The sequence below is a fragment of the Lacticaseibacillus parakribbianus genome (genome assembly GCF_025490915.1).
In the GTDB taxonomy this organism is placed as follows: Bacteria; Bacillota; Bacilli; order Lactobacillales; family Lactobacillaceae; genus Lacticaseibacillus; species Lacticaseibacillus parakribbianus.
Genome location: NZ_JANQBA010000002.1, coordinates 132666 through 146846 on the forward strand (window position 1 = coordinate 132666; position 14181 = coordinate 146846).

General features: G+C 61.9%; 13 protein-coding genes. 4 read left to right on the forward strand and 9 right to left on the reverse strand.

Going from position 1 to position 14181, the window contains the following annotated elements; genetic code table 11:
* The 3 genes from NUH19_RS02645 to NUH19_RS02655 all read left to right on the forward strand — a co-directional run bounded on the left by NUH19_RS02645 (position 1) and on the right by NUH19_RS02655 (position 3613).
* Positions 1–885, forward strand: a complete 885-nt coding sequence (locus NUH19_RS02645) for an NAD(P)H-binding protein (protein ID WP_262315016.1) — start codon at positions 1–3, stop codon at positions 883–885.
* Positions 882–1319 (forward strand): Rrf2 family transcriptional regulator, encoded by a 438-nt coding sequence (locus NUH19_RS02650; RefSeq protein ID WP_262315017.1) that lies wholly within the window; start codon positions 882–884, stop codon positions 1317–1319. Before NUH19_RS02645 ends, NUH19_RS02650 begins: the two co-directional genes overlap by 4 nt.
* 590 nt (positions 1320–1909) lie before the next feature.
* Positions 1910–3613 (forward strand): hypothetical protein, encoded by a 1704-nt coding sequence (locus tag NUH19_RS02655; protein WP_262315018.1) that lies wholly within the window; start codon positions 1910–1912, stop codon positions 3611–3613.
* Positions 3614–3758: 145 nt separating this feature from the next.
* On the opposite strand, the gene NUH19_RS02660 is transcribed toward NUH19_RS02655, so the two are convergent.
* From NUH19_RS02660 to NUH19_RS02670, 4 genes are all read right to left on the reverse strand, one after another.
* Positions 3759–4727: a ribose-phosphate diphosphokinase gene (locus NUH19_RS02660; RefSeq protein WP_262315163.1), complete on the reverse strand. Its 969-nt coding sequence runs from the start codon at positions 4725–4727 to the stop codon at positions 3759–3761.
* A 667-nt stretch (positions 4728–5394) separates the two neighbouring features.
* The gene (gene glmU, locus NUH19_RS02665) at positions 5395–6786 is read right to left on the reverse strand and encodes a bifunctional UDP-N-acetylglucosamine diphosphorylase/glucosamine-1-phosphate N-acetyltransferase GlmU (protein ID WP_262315019.1); all 1392 of its coding nucleotides are present in this window, start codon (positions 6784–6786) and stop codon (positions 5395–5397) included.
* Positions 6787–7160: 374 nt separating this feature from the next.
* Positions 7161–7550, reverse strand: coding sequence for a S1 family peptidase (locus tag NUH19_RS13150; protein ID WP_420844660.1), 390 nt, complete (start codon positions 7548–7550; stop codon positions 7161–7163).
* 58 nt (positions 7551–7608) lie between these two features.
* Positions 7609–7872 (reverse strand): hypothetical protein, encoded by a 264-nt coding sequence (locus tag NUH19_RS02670; RefSeq protein WP_262315020.1) that lies wholly within the window; start codon positions 7870–7872, stop codon positions 7609–7611.
* Positions 7873–7933: 61 nt separating this feature from the next.
* On the opposite strand from NUH19_RS02670, the gene NUH19_RS02675 reads away from it, so the two are divergent.
* A complete protein-coding gene (locus NUH19_RS02675; RefSeq protein ID WP_262315021.1) occupies positions 7934–8575 on the forward strand; it encodes a toxin Cry1Ac domain D-VI-related protein in 642 nt (213 codons plus the stop codon).
* Positions 8576–8954: 379 nt separating this feature from the next.
* On the opposite strand, the gene purR is transcribed toward NUH19_RS02675, so the two are convergent.
* The 5 genes from purR to ispE all read right to left on the reverse strand — a co-directional run bounded on the left by purR (position 8955) and on the right by ispE (position 14080).
* Entirely contained in the window at positions 8955–9815 is an 861-nt protein-coding gene (purR, locus tag NUH19_RS02680) for a pur operon repressor (protein WP_262315022.1), read from the reverse strand.
* A gap of 272 nt (positions 9816–10087) precedes the next feature.
* Positions 10088–10963 (reverse strand): cation diffusion facilitator family transporter, encoded by an 876-nt coding sequence (locus tag NUH19_RS02685; RefSeq protein ID WP_262315023.1) that lies wholly within the window; start codon positions 10961–10963, stop codon positions 10088–10090.
* A gap of 234 nt (positions 10964–11197) precedes the next feature.
* Positions 11198–12397 carry a DUF2075 domain-containing protein gene (locus NUH19_RS02690; RefSeq protein ID WP_262315164.1) on the reverse strand — a complete coding sequence of 400 codons (1200 nt, stop codon included), beginning with the start codon at positions 12395–12397 and terminating at the stop codon, positions 11198–11200.
* A gap of 136 nt (positions 12398–12533) precedes the next feature.
* A complete protein-coding gene (locus NUH19_RS02695) occupies positions 12534–13010 on the reverse strand; it encodes a DUF805 domain-containing protein (protein WP_262315024.1) in 477 nt (158 codons plus the stop codon).
* 221 nt (positions 13011–13231) lie between these two features.
* Positions 13232–14080 carry a 4-(cytidine 5'-diphospho)-2-C-methyl-D-erythritol kinase gene (ispE, locus tag NUH19_RS02700; RefSeq protein WP_262315025.1) on the reverse strand — a complete coding sequence of 283 codons (849 nt, stop codon included), beginning with the start codon at positions 14078–14080 and terminating at the stop codon, positions 13232–13234.
* Between the last annotated feature and the right edge of the window lie 101 nt (positions 14081–14181).

The window sequence follows — 14181 nt, forward strand, 5'->3', positions numbered from 1 at the left end:
ATGAACTATCTTGTCACCGGCGCCACCGGCCACCTCGGCTCGCGGGTGGTCGAAAGACTCAGCGAACGCGTTGGCGCAGGCGCCGTCACCGCCGCCGTTCACACCCCGGCCAAGGCGACTGCGCTGGTCGCCCGAGGCGTTCGCGTGGTCGCCTGCGACTACCTGAGCGTCGCTGGCATGACGGCGGCCTTCACGGACCAAGACGTGGTGATCGTCATTCCCAGCAAAACCTACGATCTCGTGCAGCGCATCCAGGAGTTCGAGAACACGATTCAGGCGCTAACCGCCGCCAAGGTCGCGGGGGTCGTGTTCGTCAGCTTTTTTGCCGACCAGGAACGCAACCCCTTCGTCATGTCGCCCTACTACGCGTACGCGCCAAGGCGCCTGGCGACCAGCGGCCTCACCTACGCCGTGGTCAAAAACGCGCTGTACGCCGACCCCTTGGTGCCGTATTTGCCCGAGCTGATTCAGCGCCAGGCGCTGATCTACCCGGTCGGGTCACAGAAGCTCAGCTTCATCACGCTGGCCGACAGCGCCACTGCGATCGCCGCCTTGGCGACCCAGCCGGCCCTGCGCGACCGGGGCCAAAGCTACCTGCTGAGCCAGTCAACCGCGCTGAGCATGCCGGCCTTGGGTCGCATCATGAGTGACGTCACCGGCCGGCCGATCGGGTATCACCCGGTGTCGAACCGCGAGTTTGGCCGCATCTACGCGGCGGAAGGCGACGGGGCGGAGCTCGCCAGCATGTACGCCGCCGGGGCCCTGGGCCTGCTCGGTGGGGTGAGCGCCGATTACCGCCGGCTGACCGGCTACGAGCCGGAAGGCATGGCCGCGTTTTTGACCCGCGAATACCGGCCGCGACCGGCGGGAGGGGACCGCGCATGAAGTATTCGCACAAGCTGAGCGACGCGGTTCACATTCTCGCCTTCGTCGAGATCTACGCCGGCACCGACCTGTCCAGCACCGCGATTGCCAGAAGCGTCGAGGCCAACCCCAGCGCGGTGCGGCAGCTGATGGCCAAGCTGGTCAAGGCCGGCCTGCTCAACAGTCAGCCGGGCAAGGTCGCCCCGACGCTGGCCAAGCCACCGGCCGCCATCACCCTGCTGGACGTCTACCGCGCCGTCGAAGGCCGCCCCGACCTGCTGCACATCGACCCCAAGACCAACCCGCTGTGCCGCGTCGGCGGCAACATCCAAGACACACTCACCGGCCTTTACGCTTCGGTGCAGCGAGACGCCGAGGCCAGCATGGCCACGCACACGCTGGCCGAGATCATCGCAGACCTCCTCAAGCGCGACGCACAGAAGCGGCGCAAGTAGCAGCACCCGGCCGGATTGCGGCCGGGTGCTTTTGGGTTGCCTTGGGCCAATCAAAAAACGCCCGGCGCAACCGTGACGTTGCGCCGGACGCGCCGAAGCCACCCAGCGACGGGCGCTCGGCGGCTAAGGCTTGCTGATTGGTGATTGACGCTGGTTTCGCCCCCGCGAGCCGGCACAGGTCGACTCGTGGTACATGCTGGTACAAGCTCCCTGTCAGTTCGGCACCGCAGCTACCTCGCGTTGCGAGTAGGCACCGGACTGTGCGGCAGGAAGATGGTGGTCCACACCCTGGTGGTCGGTCCCAATCGGAGGGGACCGTTGCGCGAAAACGTCGGCGTTGTTGCCTGGTACGGCATGGCATGAGTGGGGGTACTGGAGATGCTTATGCTCCGGACCTTCCCCCTAAGCAGTAGAGACACAATCGCTGCGGCCGCAGTGATTTCCCTGCCCGTTGACAATCATCTGAAGCTAGTGTAAGCCCTGCCATTTGAACCGTCAACTTTAAAGCTCACGCGTTCTCCTCAGGCAGATTTCGTTACATTTTGGCCGCTGCCGGTTATACTGGCGAAAACGGGAAGGTCGGTGCTTCAATGACACAATTACCCCTGCGATTAACTGCAACGATTATCGGTGGCTACTCCGGTTCCTTACTCACACCTTCATTCGAACCGGTACAACGCCCCTGGCTGGCCGTTCGAGTCTCCGCGATTACACTGGCAAATGATGCCGTGTTCGAAATCTCGGCGACGCCAGCATATCTCGCCTTTCAACCCACCGCCGCCCCCTTAGGCCTGCTGTGGCGAACCGGGGACCAGCTGCAGATTACCAGCACCCTTGAAATGTGGCGCGAACTCCCGACCGTCGCCGCATTGACTGCCATTCGTCGAATCGTCGACTCGGCACGACTAACCACTGGCCGTGCAGCCGCCAACTGGTTAACGTGGGTTCAGGAGCCGGCACGGCGACGCACGATTGCCGACCTCGTCACGGACTATCAAGCCGGGCGGCTATCCTTCGCCGTTTTTCAGGAACGCGTCGCGGCCTTAGCCCGACCGCTACCGTCAAAAATTCGCCTCCAGCTCGCCCATGTTCAGCAGGCCCAAATCGCCTTGATGCGCCAGGTCTACGCCGAACTCGACGCCTTGGCGCCGGAACACTTGGTGATCGCCGCACCGACCCAGCTGCGGCTGCTTCAAGCGGCGCCACCGGACGAGCGGCCGGCGTATCCCGTCGACTCGGCCAGGCTGGCCGATCCGGCCTACCAGGCGGCGCTGCTCGCGACCATCACCCCAGCCGCCGACACCGATCCCGGCCTGCCGCTGGATCCCCCGAGTACCGCACCGTCGCCGCTCACGCCGTACCGCATCCGGCTTCGCACCACTGTGGCGCAGACCCGGCCGCGGTCGCAGCGCCAGCGGCTTGAGGTCACGGTTGACCGCGCGACCACCGCTTTAGTGCTCGATGACCGCGACCACCCCCACGCCCAAGACGGCCTGCTGGCGACGGTCGCGGCCGCCACCGCGGTGGAAAAATTCAACGCGCAGGAAGAAAGCTTCAGCGGCGACCTGCACCTCCAGCCACACGTCCCGGTGCTGCTGGTCTTTGACGCCGCCTTGATTCGCCTGCAGCTCAGCCTGGGCTGGCAGGGCAGCCTGACCGGTCGGCTCCGGCTGGTTCGCGTGATCGCGGCCAAGCGCGTCTCCGACCTGCGCCACGCCCGGGCGGCGGCGGTGGCCAAAATCACCGCGCTGACCCGGCGGCAGGCCAAACAGGTCGCGGCGGCCACCGCTCGCCTCAAGTCGGCGCAGCAGGCAGCCACGTCAACTGCCGGCCAAGCGGCCAGGTCGGCCACCGGCCAGGCAATCACGTCAATCGCCGGCCAAGCAGCCGCGTCGGCCACCGACCAGGCGGCCACGTCAACTGCCGGTCAGGCCGCGGTCCGGGCAGCGGCGGGTCGGGCCGTCGCCTTCCAGGCCCCCCTGACCGAGCTGGCCAAGCAGCTACAAACCGGCCGCCTGCCCTTCGCCGCCTACCAGACCCAGGTCGCGACGCTGCTGGGCGAGAATACCAAGCTGGCCAACGCGCGTCAGGCCGCGTGGAACCGCTACGTGAGCAGCCGCGAGGCGCTGACGCGGCCGGTCTACCTGTTGTCCGGCGTTTCCGCTCATCAGTTCACAGCCGGTGGCGCGATGATGCGCCAGTTGACCATCGAACCCGCCGGCCTGAGCCGGGCGAGCTACCGCCACCAGCTGTTCGCGCAGTGGCAGGCCAACGCGCAACACGCGGTGTGGTGAGCGGCCGGTGGCACCGGCCGGCGACCCAGCGACTGCGCATCCACGGGGCAGCGCGGTCGGCCAAGCGGCAAGCGAGCCGTTTTCGCTCACAACCAAAACACCCCGCATTCCAGCGACTGGAATGCGGGGTGTTGGCTTGTCTGGCTTACTTGGTGAAGCGGTTTTCGAACAGCGGGGAAACCGGCTTGTTCTCCTGGATGCGGGTGATCGCGCGACCCATCAGGGGGCCGACGGAGACGATGACCAGCTTGTCCATCTTTTTCTCTTCCGGCAGGTTGATTGAGTCGGTCACGACGACCTGCGAAATCACGGAGTTTTCGAGGCGTTCGACGGCCGGGCCGGAGAAAATCGCGTGGGTCGCGGCGACCAGCACCTCGGTGGCACCGGCGTTCTTCAGCGCCTGGGCGGCCAGGGTGATCGTGCCGGCGGTGTCGATCATGTCGTCGATGATGATGCAGCGCTTGCCGTCAACCTTCCCGACGATGTTCATGACCTCGGCGACGTTCGGCCGCGGCCGGCGCTTGTCGATGATGGCAATCGGCGCCTTGAGGAATTCCGCCAGCTTTCGGGCCCGGGTCACGCCGCCGTGGTCAGGGGAAACCACTACGGTATCGGCGTTGGCGTAGCCGTTGCGGATGAAGTAATCCGCCAGAAGCGGCGCCCCCATCAAGTGGTCAACCGGAATGTCGAAGAAGCCCTGAATCTGGGCGGCATGCAGGTCCAGCGCCAAGACGCGGTCGGCGCCGGCGCGTTCGAGCATGTTGGCGACCAGCTTGGCCGTGATCGGCTCGCGCGACCGCGCCTTGCGATCCTGACGGGCGTAACCGTAGTAAGGCATGACCACGCTGATGGTGTGGGCGGAGGCCCGGCGCAGCGCGTCGATCATGATCAACAGCTCCATCAGGTTGTCGTTGACCGGGGCTGAGGTGGACTGGATCAGGTAGATATCGTCCCCACGGATACTTTCTTCGATGTTGATCTGAATTTCGCCGTCGCTGAACCGGTTCACGGATGACTTCCCGAGTTCAACGCCAACTTCGGCCGCAATTTTTTCAGCCAGCGGCTTGTTCGAGTTCAAGGCAAAAATCTTCAACTTTGGGTCAGAGTAAGGCATGGTTTCCTCCATGATGTTTTGAATGAGTGCCATCAAAATAGCCGCAAATCCCCAGGCGGCCGCGGCGGCCAGTCGGATTCTGGGCATTGATACCTTGATTATAACAGAGATTACGCCTTTTGCGGGTTTTTCCCGCAGGCTGCGTGAAAAACCACCGCTGTGTCACCACCGGGCGGCAAACTGTGTTCGCCAGCCCATGGCGTGACGTACCCACCGGTCGCGGGTCGGAGGGTTTTCAGAAAACATTTTAGGCGATGGCCCCCGGCGATCAATCCAGACGTTTCAGCGACACGGCACCCACTCTGATCCGCCGGCGCCAAGCCCGGGCCGGAGCCCGTCCCGCTAACTGCGCGGCCATCCGCTCTGGTTTCGTCGAGCTCCTGGCCGCAACGCGGGAGCGGTTAGCTACGCCGCGTCACTTGAGGCCAAGCCCGGGCCTCAAGCGCCACGACTAGGCTACCCGTCCCGCTAACTGCGCGGCCATCCGCTCTGGTTTTGCTCTGGTCTCGTCGAGCTACGCCAGGCAACACGGAAGCGCATAGCTACGCCGCGTCACTTGAGGCCAAGCCCGGGCCCCAAGTGCCACGGCTAGGCTACGCGTTCCGCTAAACCCGCCTGGCTTCGCTCTGGTTCCAAAAAGGCCGCGGTTCTCCGCGGCCTCACCTTGTCACTTATTCCATTCGGCGTCGTCGGCCAGGGCCGTGCGGGACCAGAAGTCTTCCTTGTTGACCTGCCGGGCCCGGGCGATGCCCATCGCGTGGAACGGCACATCGTCGGTGATGGTCGAGCCGGCGGCCACGAAGCTGTGGTCGGCCAAGGCGACCGGGGCGATGATGTTCGAGTTGCTGCCGACGAAGCTGTGGTCGCCGACGGTGGTGTGCCACTTCTTGACGCCGTCGTAGTTGACGAAGACCACGCCGCAGCCGACGTTGATGTCGGATCCCAGCGTCGCATCCCCGACGTAGGTCAGGTGGCCGACCTTGGTGCGAGGGCCAATCGTCGCCTTTTTGATTTCGACAAAATTGCCCAGATGCGCGTCTTCGCCGATGTCCGACTGCGGCCGCAGGTGGGAGTTCGGGCCGATGTCTGCGCCCTTGTGCATCACCGATTCCTCGATGGTCGAGCTGGTGACGGTGACGCCGTCTTCAAGCGTCGAGTCGACGATCTTGGAGTGGGCCCCGATCACGCAGTCTTCGCCGATCACGGTGTGGCCGATCAGCTGAACGCCGGGCTCGACGGTGGTGTCGGCGCCGATCACGACGTCGGCGTCGATGTAGGTCGTCGCCGGGTCGATCAGCTTCACGCCGTTTTGCATGTGGCGGCGGTTGATCCGCGCCTGCATCACGCGGGTCGCCTCGGCCAGCGCGACGCGGTCGTTGACGCCGATGGACTCGCTGAAGTCGGGCATCTTGTAGGCCGCGATCACGGCGCCTTCGCGCTTGAGGATTTCGATCACGTCGGTCAAGTAGTACTCACCCTGGGCGTTGTCGTTTTTCATCTGGTGCAGGGCCTCGAACAGGCGCTTGTTGTCGAAGCAGAAAACGCCGGTGTTGATCTCTGTCACCTGCGCCTCTTCGTGCGTCGCGTCCTTTTGCTCCACGATGCGCTGCACGGTGCCCAGGTCGTTGCGAATGATGCGGCCGTAGCCGGTCGGGTCCGGCGCCTGCGCCGTCAGAATCGTCGCCGCGGCGCCCTTGTCTTGGTGGTAGGCGAAGAGCTTCTCAAAGGTCTCGGCGGTCAACAGCGGCGTGTCGCCGGACACAATCAGGGTCACCCCGTCCTTGCCGCCAAGCATCGGCTCCGCCTGAAGCGCCGCGTGGCCGGTGCCCAGCTGCTTCTCCTGCAGCGCGTACTGGCTGCGGTTGCCCAGGCTTGCCCGCACCGCGTCGGCGTCGTGGCCGATCACGGTGACGACCTCCGTCGGGTGCATTTTCTCGACTTCGGTCAGCACGTGGTCCACCATGGTCTTGCCGCACAGGGTCTGCAGCACCTTGTGAACCTTCGACTTCATCCGCGTCCCCTTGCCCGCGGCCAGAATGATCGTGTATTTTTCTGCCATAATCTGCTCCTTTGGTTTGCTTACCTGAACACTATAAGGCGGATCCGCTGAACTTGCAATTCACCGTACCATTAACTTAATTGTAAATAAAAAGGTGCGTTCCCCGCACCTTTTTGCGCTTATACCGTTTGCCGCTTCGCCAGGTCGGCGAAATGCGCCGCGTTTTGGGCCAGGTAGTTGCCGGCCACCGCGTGAAGCGTGTTGGCCTTGGTGTCGACCTCGTCGACGCGAATCAGGCTGTGGTACCCAGTCTTCTCGTATCAGAGCCTAAAGTAGAACCGCTGACTCACAAACTGGATAGTAGTCACATCATCAAATGCGCGTATAAAAAAACGTCTGTATCTCAGCGAGACGCGGAATCAGAAATCACCGGTCTATATCGAAAATAGGAAGGTGTATACGTTAGAGGTAATCCTTCGAAATCCCCAGCGGCACTCTACTAAAGTTGTTTTATCGTGCCATTCATACGAGTTAATCCCAATGACGTGATTTTCTGCATTCAGTAGCGGCCCACCAGACATGCCATGATGAGCTCGAATACTATCAGATTCGTAAAAATTCAGGGAATTGTATTTTGAGGTGTCCTCAGTTGCCGGCACAATACTGCCAGTTGATTCTTTGAGCATCCAGCTGTCTCCATAAGGATCACCAGGGTATCCTAACGAGCGAGCACTAGATGACCCGCTGAGATTTGCTTGACTCACTGTGAGTACTTCTGGTACATTGCCTACTGGTGTAGACAGGTCAGCGGTTGCAAAGTCCAAAGCCGAATCCGCTGAGCTCTTCCAACCCGTCGGTATCGATGTACGCGTTTGATTTGCCCTAGAGCATTTTCTTGTACTGGCTCACTGCGTAGGCCGTAATTGGTCCCTCATAATTTGGATATGCATACTGATACTGCCGAGCAATTTCATGGTACGTCTGGGTCGCCGACATTTGCGGCGAGAACTTGGCAGCGTTTTTCGGTAGCGTGACGGTTTGGTAGCTCACTTGGTTATCGGTCTCGGCGACCTGAACGGTTTTCGATTCGGCCAGAACGCCCTCGACAAGAGTTGCAAGCAGAACCACTTTGAACGAATTTCTCATAGTAAGGTTCCTCCTTTTGAACTGAGTTGGCACTAGCCAGCAGGAAATCAAGGTGTGGATTATGAAAACAGCTAAAGGGTTACTATTACTTGGCCTAACTGGCGTGTTTTTTGCCGTTACTGGCTGCGATCAGACGCAGAATTCGTTTGTGAACACCATTCAAGAAAGTCGCCAAATTTTTCATCAGGTCAGAACCGAGCCAGTAACCTCGAAATCGATTATTAATCAGCTTTGGAATCTTGAACAACTTGATCGCAAAGCACTATCTACAAAGCAGAAGCGTCGTCTAGAAGCGACGCGAAATCAGCTTCTCTATTCCCTAGACGTTTCCAGACTAAGGTCACTAGAAAGCCGGATGATGAATTCATCATTTGACAGTCACTGGGTTCCACGAACTCAACGTTCAAGCGCGTATTTTGAGGCGATTAGCCTGCAGAAACTGATTGCGGCACAAAACTATCCGCAACCAGAACTATCACTGTCTGGCAAAAAACTTCAAGAGCGGTACCGGGTTCTCCTGAAAGTCGAACCACTATTTACTGACCCGTCCTCAACCGCGGTGAAGAAAACGACCTCTAAATCAGACATTGACGACGCATTCGAAGCCGTAGGTACACTTCCTGACTCTCGCTTTAAAAGCTGGTGCATAAGCCGAGTGCAGTGGGCCTATAGGCAGCTCACAACAACGAAAACATCATCATAATAAGAAAACGTCTCACTGATAGATACAAATTGCGTTCGACGTACGTAGCCGACCGCTGCGCTCACCCCCTGTTAACGATTCGTATTCATATGGTTAACGGGAGGTGAGCGCAGCGGTTGATGGTCAAGTTTACGCTGAGGCTAATCAATACGCAGTCCTCACTGACAGATACATCTACTGAGACAGCCCCAGATTTGACCAATAATCCAAATCTGGGGTTTTGCTTTGGTCAGAATTCGCGCGACATTTTCGCATGGGCATCAGGGCAAGCAAAAAGGGCAAGCCCCCAGTTGAATACCGAAGACTTGCCCTTTAAGGGGCCGCATAACCGAATGAGTTAATTGTCCAGGCTCATTGGTGTACCGCACCCTTTTTGCGCTTATACCGTTTGCCGCTTCGCCAGGTCGGCGAAATGCGCCGCGTTTTGGGCCAGGTAGTTGCCGGCCACCGCGTGAAGCGTGTTGGCCTTGGTGTCGACCTCGTCGACGCGAATCAGGCTGGTGTAGTCGGTCACCATGCGGTCGCCCGAGAAGTTGCCCTCGGCGAACACGGAGATGCCGACCAGGTTGGCGTCGAACTCCGCGATCAGGCTGCGCATCCCGTTGACGGTGCCGCCGCCCTTCATGAAGTCGTCGACGATCAGGACCCGCGATCCGGCCGGCAGGCTGCGCTTGCTCAGCTCCATTTTCTCAATGCGAGCGGAGCTGGCCGACACGTAGTTCACGCTGACGGTCGAGCCCTCGGTGATCTTGGAGTCGCGCCGCACGATCACGAACGGCACGTTCAGGTACTGGCTGACGCTTTGGGCGATCGGAATGCCCTTGGTCGCGACGGTCATCACGGCGTCGACATGCGCCCCCAGGTACTGGGTGGCGATCAGGCGGCCGATCTGGCGCAGCACATCCGGGGTCCCGAGCAGGTCAGACAGGTACACGTAGCCGCCGGGCAAAAGGCGATCGGTTTCGCAAAGCCGCGTCGCCATGTCCGTGATGAAGCCCGTCGCCTCGTGCTCGCCGATGGTCGGGATGAACCGCACCCCGCCGGCCGCACCGGGCACCGTCTCAAGGATGCCGGTTTCGCGCTGGGCGAAGGTGTGGCGAACGATCGCCAGGTCCTCTGAGATCGAGGACTTGGCCGAGTCGTAGCGTTTTGAGAAAAAGGTCAGCGGCACCAGCGTGTGGGGCCGCTCCATCAGGTAGCGTGTCATGTCGATCAGGCGGTTACTGCGCCGAACTTTCATAGTGTTATCTCCCAACTCCGAATATTTGGATTATCGTGCTAACTATTGCACCAATCTTCAACATTATACGGGATTGTTCCGTGAATTTCGAGATATTTCGGCCAATTTCTCGCAATTGTTCGCAACTATCGGGCAAATTCCGGATTTTGCCCGGCGGCTCGTTCCGCTTTCGCCGGTATCCAGACAACATGTGTCCGGCCGACGCCGGTCGCCCGGTCGCTGGCGCAACAAAAAAAGGCCGGCGCCGGCCTTTTCACTCACGCGCTTCGCCCTCAGTACGGGTTGTCCGTCGCCTGCAGCGGCTGGTAGTCGCCGTACTCCACCTGAATCGTCACATGCGCGATGTCGAAGGTGTGGCGCAGCTTGTGGCCCAGCTGCTCGAGGAACTGGTCGTTGTTGCAAGACGTCGTGCGGGTGACATGCACCGTCAGCGCGACGTCGGTGGTGCTCAGGGCCCAGACGTGCAGGTCGTGGCAGCCGACCACCGTCGGGAAGCCGTCGATCAGCGCGTGAACCTTGGCCAAGTCGATGGCCTTGGGCACCGCCGCCATCGCCAGGTTGACCGCGTCCTTGAGCAGCCCCCAGGTGCTGACCAGGACCACCAGCGCGACCAGAATCGACACCAGCGGATCAAGCCAGGTCCAGCCCGTCAGCAGGTACAATCCGCCGGCGATGACCACGCCCAAAGAGACCCCGGCGTCGGCCGCCATGTGCAAAAAAGCGCCGCGAATGTTGAGGTCGTGCGACTGCCCGGCGTGAAACATCAGGGCCGTCACCCCGTTGACCAAGATGCCGACGCCGGCCACCGCCATCACGATGCCGCCTTGAATCGGCTCGGCGTGAGCGAAGCGGCCGGCCGCCTCGACGATGATCGCGCCCATCGCGACCAGCAGGAACACCGCGTTGATCAAAGCCGCCAGAATCGAGGAGCTCTTGTAGCCATAGGTGCGTTTGAGCGTCGGCTGGCGGCAAGACAGCCAGTCGGCGAACCACGCGATGCCAAGCCCCAGCACATCGCTCAAGTTGTGCATCGCATCGGCCACCAGCGCGATCGACCCGACCGCCACCCCGAAGGCCACCTCCGCCACAATGTAGCCGGCGTTGAGCACGATGCCCCACCGAAACGCCTGACTTGGTTGATGCTTCATAGCGACTCCTCCTTCGCCGGTGCCGAACTGCGGCGGTAGCGGGTCTCCCCAGACCGGCCGCCGGCAAGCCAATGCCCGGCGTCGCCACCGCAGTATTCTGCACCTTGTATTCACCACCATTGTGCCGGGCATCACAAGGAAAGTCAACCGCCGCTGCGGTGTACACCGCCAACCGGAAGCCGGCTGAAGGCGGCAGCGCCCAGCACCAGCTGTCCCCCACGGACGCTCAGCGCCTCATTCGGCCGCCGCGTGACCCAGCGCCAAAAGCCTCCGGCGTAGCGCCGGGTCGGTGGCGAACAGGCCAAGCCCCAGCCGACCGCGCTTCATCAAGATGTTGGCGACGTTTCGCACAATCGCCTGCTTGGCCGCCGCGTCGTCCGGCAGGTCGGCCCGGCGGCGAAAGGCCGTCTGGTCCTCGAAGCGCGACGGGTCGACCAAGACGCGGTCGCTTGTCGCGTCGTAGCCAAAGCTGGGCCCCAAGATCACGCCGGCGTAATTGAGGTCAAAGCCCTGAATGGTGTACACCGACCCGACCTCGTGCAGCGTCTCCGGCCGGCTGGCCCAGGGCCGGTCGGTGAAGTTGATGTGGTCCCAAGGCAGCCGCAGCGTTCCGGCCTGCACGAACCAGTCCTTGGCGCCGAAGACCCGGAAGGGAAAATCGGTGGTCGCAAGCAGCCGCGACAACCCCACCCGCCGGTCCTGCGCCGCAATCCAATCGGCCAGCGGCCGCCCATCGGCGAACACCCGCACCCCGCGGCTCGGCAGCGGCCGCAGCACGCCTTGATTGAACGCGTTGATCCAGTCGCTGACGCCGGGGCTTTGCACCCGCAGCTGCCCGGCCAGCCGCCGGCGAACCACCGCGTGGCCGGCCAACGCCCGGTCCAGCGTCGCCTGGGTCCAGCGCGACTTGAGCTTGACCACCTGGCCAAAGTCCACCACCAAAACGACCACGGCGGCCACGCCCAAAAGCGCCGTCACCTGGTCGCCACCCCGGAAGTTATTGAAGGGGTCGGGCTGACTCAACAGCAGCTGGGCCTCATCGACGAACACGACGTCGAGCCGCTCGCCCTTTTTGGCCAGCCGATTCAGCAGGGGCGTGGGCTTTTCGCAGTCGGCCTTGTGCAGCAGCGGGTCTTGGGCGGCAAGGGCCCAGTAGACCTTGAGCATCTCGTTGTGGTTGACCACCAGCTTGTTTTGCATCCCGAACCACGCGTCGCCGCGGCGCCGGGCCCGGTGCTGTAAGGCGGCAAAAACGGCGGCCAGCACCGCGCTTTTGCCCGACCCGGCATCGCCTGCCAGCACGAACACCGCGGCCTGCTTGTCGCCGCGATGCGTCGCGATGAAGTCAAGCAGCGCCGCCTGAACGCCTTTTTGGGCCGGCGTCAGGCTCGCCTCGGCCGGCAGCTGAAAGGTTGACGCACTCAAATCCATGATGGGACTCCTTTCCGGTCAACCGCGGGGTCAAAGGCCCCGCGGTTGCGCATTCAAAGAGGCGCCTGCCACGCAGTGCGAAGCGGCCACAGCGCTTCCACTGCCTGACAAGCGCCCAAGTTCGGCGTCACCAGTCACGTTAATCGATGGCGCCTTGACGCCGCTTGACCGCGGTCTTAACGCAATCCGTCGGCAACAAGGTGATGACAAGATCGATCAGAAAAAGAATCTGTTGAATCAACGACCCGTTGCCTAAACCGCTGAACACAATCGTCGCGGCGAACCAAACCCAAAACAGCCAGCCGGGAAGCCCGGTATCGCGGTAGCGCCGCTCGTGCAAGGCCAGCACCGGTATGATGCAGGCCACCGCCAGCAACGCGAAGGCGCCAACCACCACCCCAACAATGCTTCCCGTGATGAGAGAACCCGCACCTGCGGGGATCCCCGTCCTCATCAAGAGCACCGGTAGGCCGTTGACGAAGCCTTCAAACACCAGGAACATCAGAACCAGCCAAAGCGTGGTCAACCAGTAGGTCAAGCGGGTACTGCGGCCGCCAAAGTCGCACCCATGTATAAACAGCTCACGCGGTTGCCTCAAGAAGAACATCACCATCATCCCCTCACATTGCTTAGCCAACGGGCAATTAGATACTGCCAGCGATAATTGTACGCCCCCCAGGAGATTAACAAGCCAAACAGGCGAGCGGTGGTAGGCTCAGCGTTTTCATTGCATCCCTTTTGAAGGAATCGTTCGCCCAAGGCTCAGGCCAGGCGACTTCTCACGCGCTCACCCCGCCGATCAAAAACCGCCGCCCGCTACCGGCACGGCGGTTGGGCTCACCCCAACGGGCGAACCAAGTAGACCTCGTGGCAAAAGCCCTTCATGCTGTTGTACACCCGGGCGGCGCGGCTTTGCTGCTCGCACAAGGCGAACACCGTGGGGCCGGAGCCCGACATCTGCGCGACCGTCGCGCCGTACTTCAAGAAGCGGTGCTTGAGCTCGGTGATCTCCGGGTGGCGGCTGGCGGTCAGCTGCTCGAGGCTGTTGCACATGCCGCTGGCCATCTGGGCGAAGTCGCGCCGCGCGATGCCCTCAAGCACCATGCCGGTGTCCGGCCGCGGCAGTGGCTGCGTGTAGTCGATCGCGTTCAGGATGCTCGGCGTCGACACCGACACCTTGGGCTTGGCCAGCACCACCCAGCAGTTGGGCAGCGGCCCGAGCGGCTGGACGACCTCGCCGCGCCCTCGCACCAGCGCGGTTTGCGAGTAGACGCAAAACGGCACGTCGGAGTCGACGGTCAGGCCGATGGCCGCCAGCTTGGCTTGGCTGAAGCCTAGGTGCCACAGGTCGTTGAGCCCCCGCAGCACCGCGGCCGCGTCGGAGGAGCCGCCGCCCAGCCCCGCGGCCACCGGGATGTGTTTTTCGATGTGAATCTTGGCGCCGGCCGTCACCCCGGCCGCCTTGGCCAGCGCCCTGGCCGCCTGGTAGGCCAGGTTGCGCGGGTCCTCGGGCAAAAACCCGCTGTCCGTGGTCACCTGCAGGGCCGTGGCCGGCTGGATGTGGACGTAATCGGCCAGGTCAACCGCGGTCATGACCATCCGCCACTCGTGTTCGCCGTCTTGGTGGCGGTACAGCGCGTCTAAGCTGAGGTTGATCTTGGCTGGCGCCTTTTGGACGATTTCCATAACTACCACCAGTCTCTTTTTTCTTTACATTATACGGGTTTTTGGCCGAAAATACACGCTCGCCGCAACCAAAAAACGCCCACCGCATGCGGCAGGCGTCC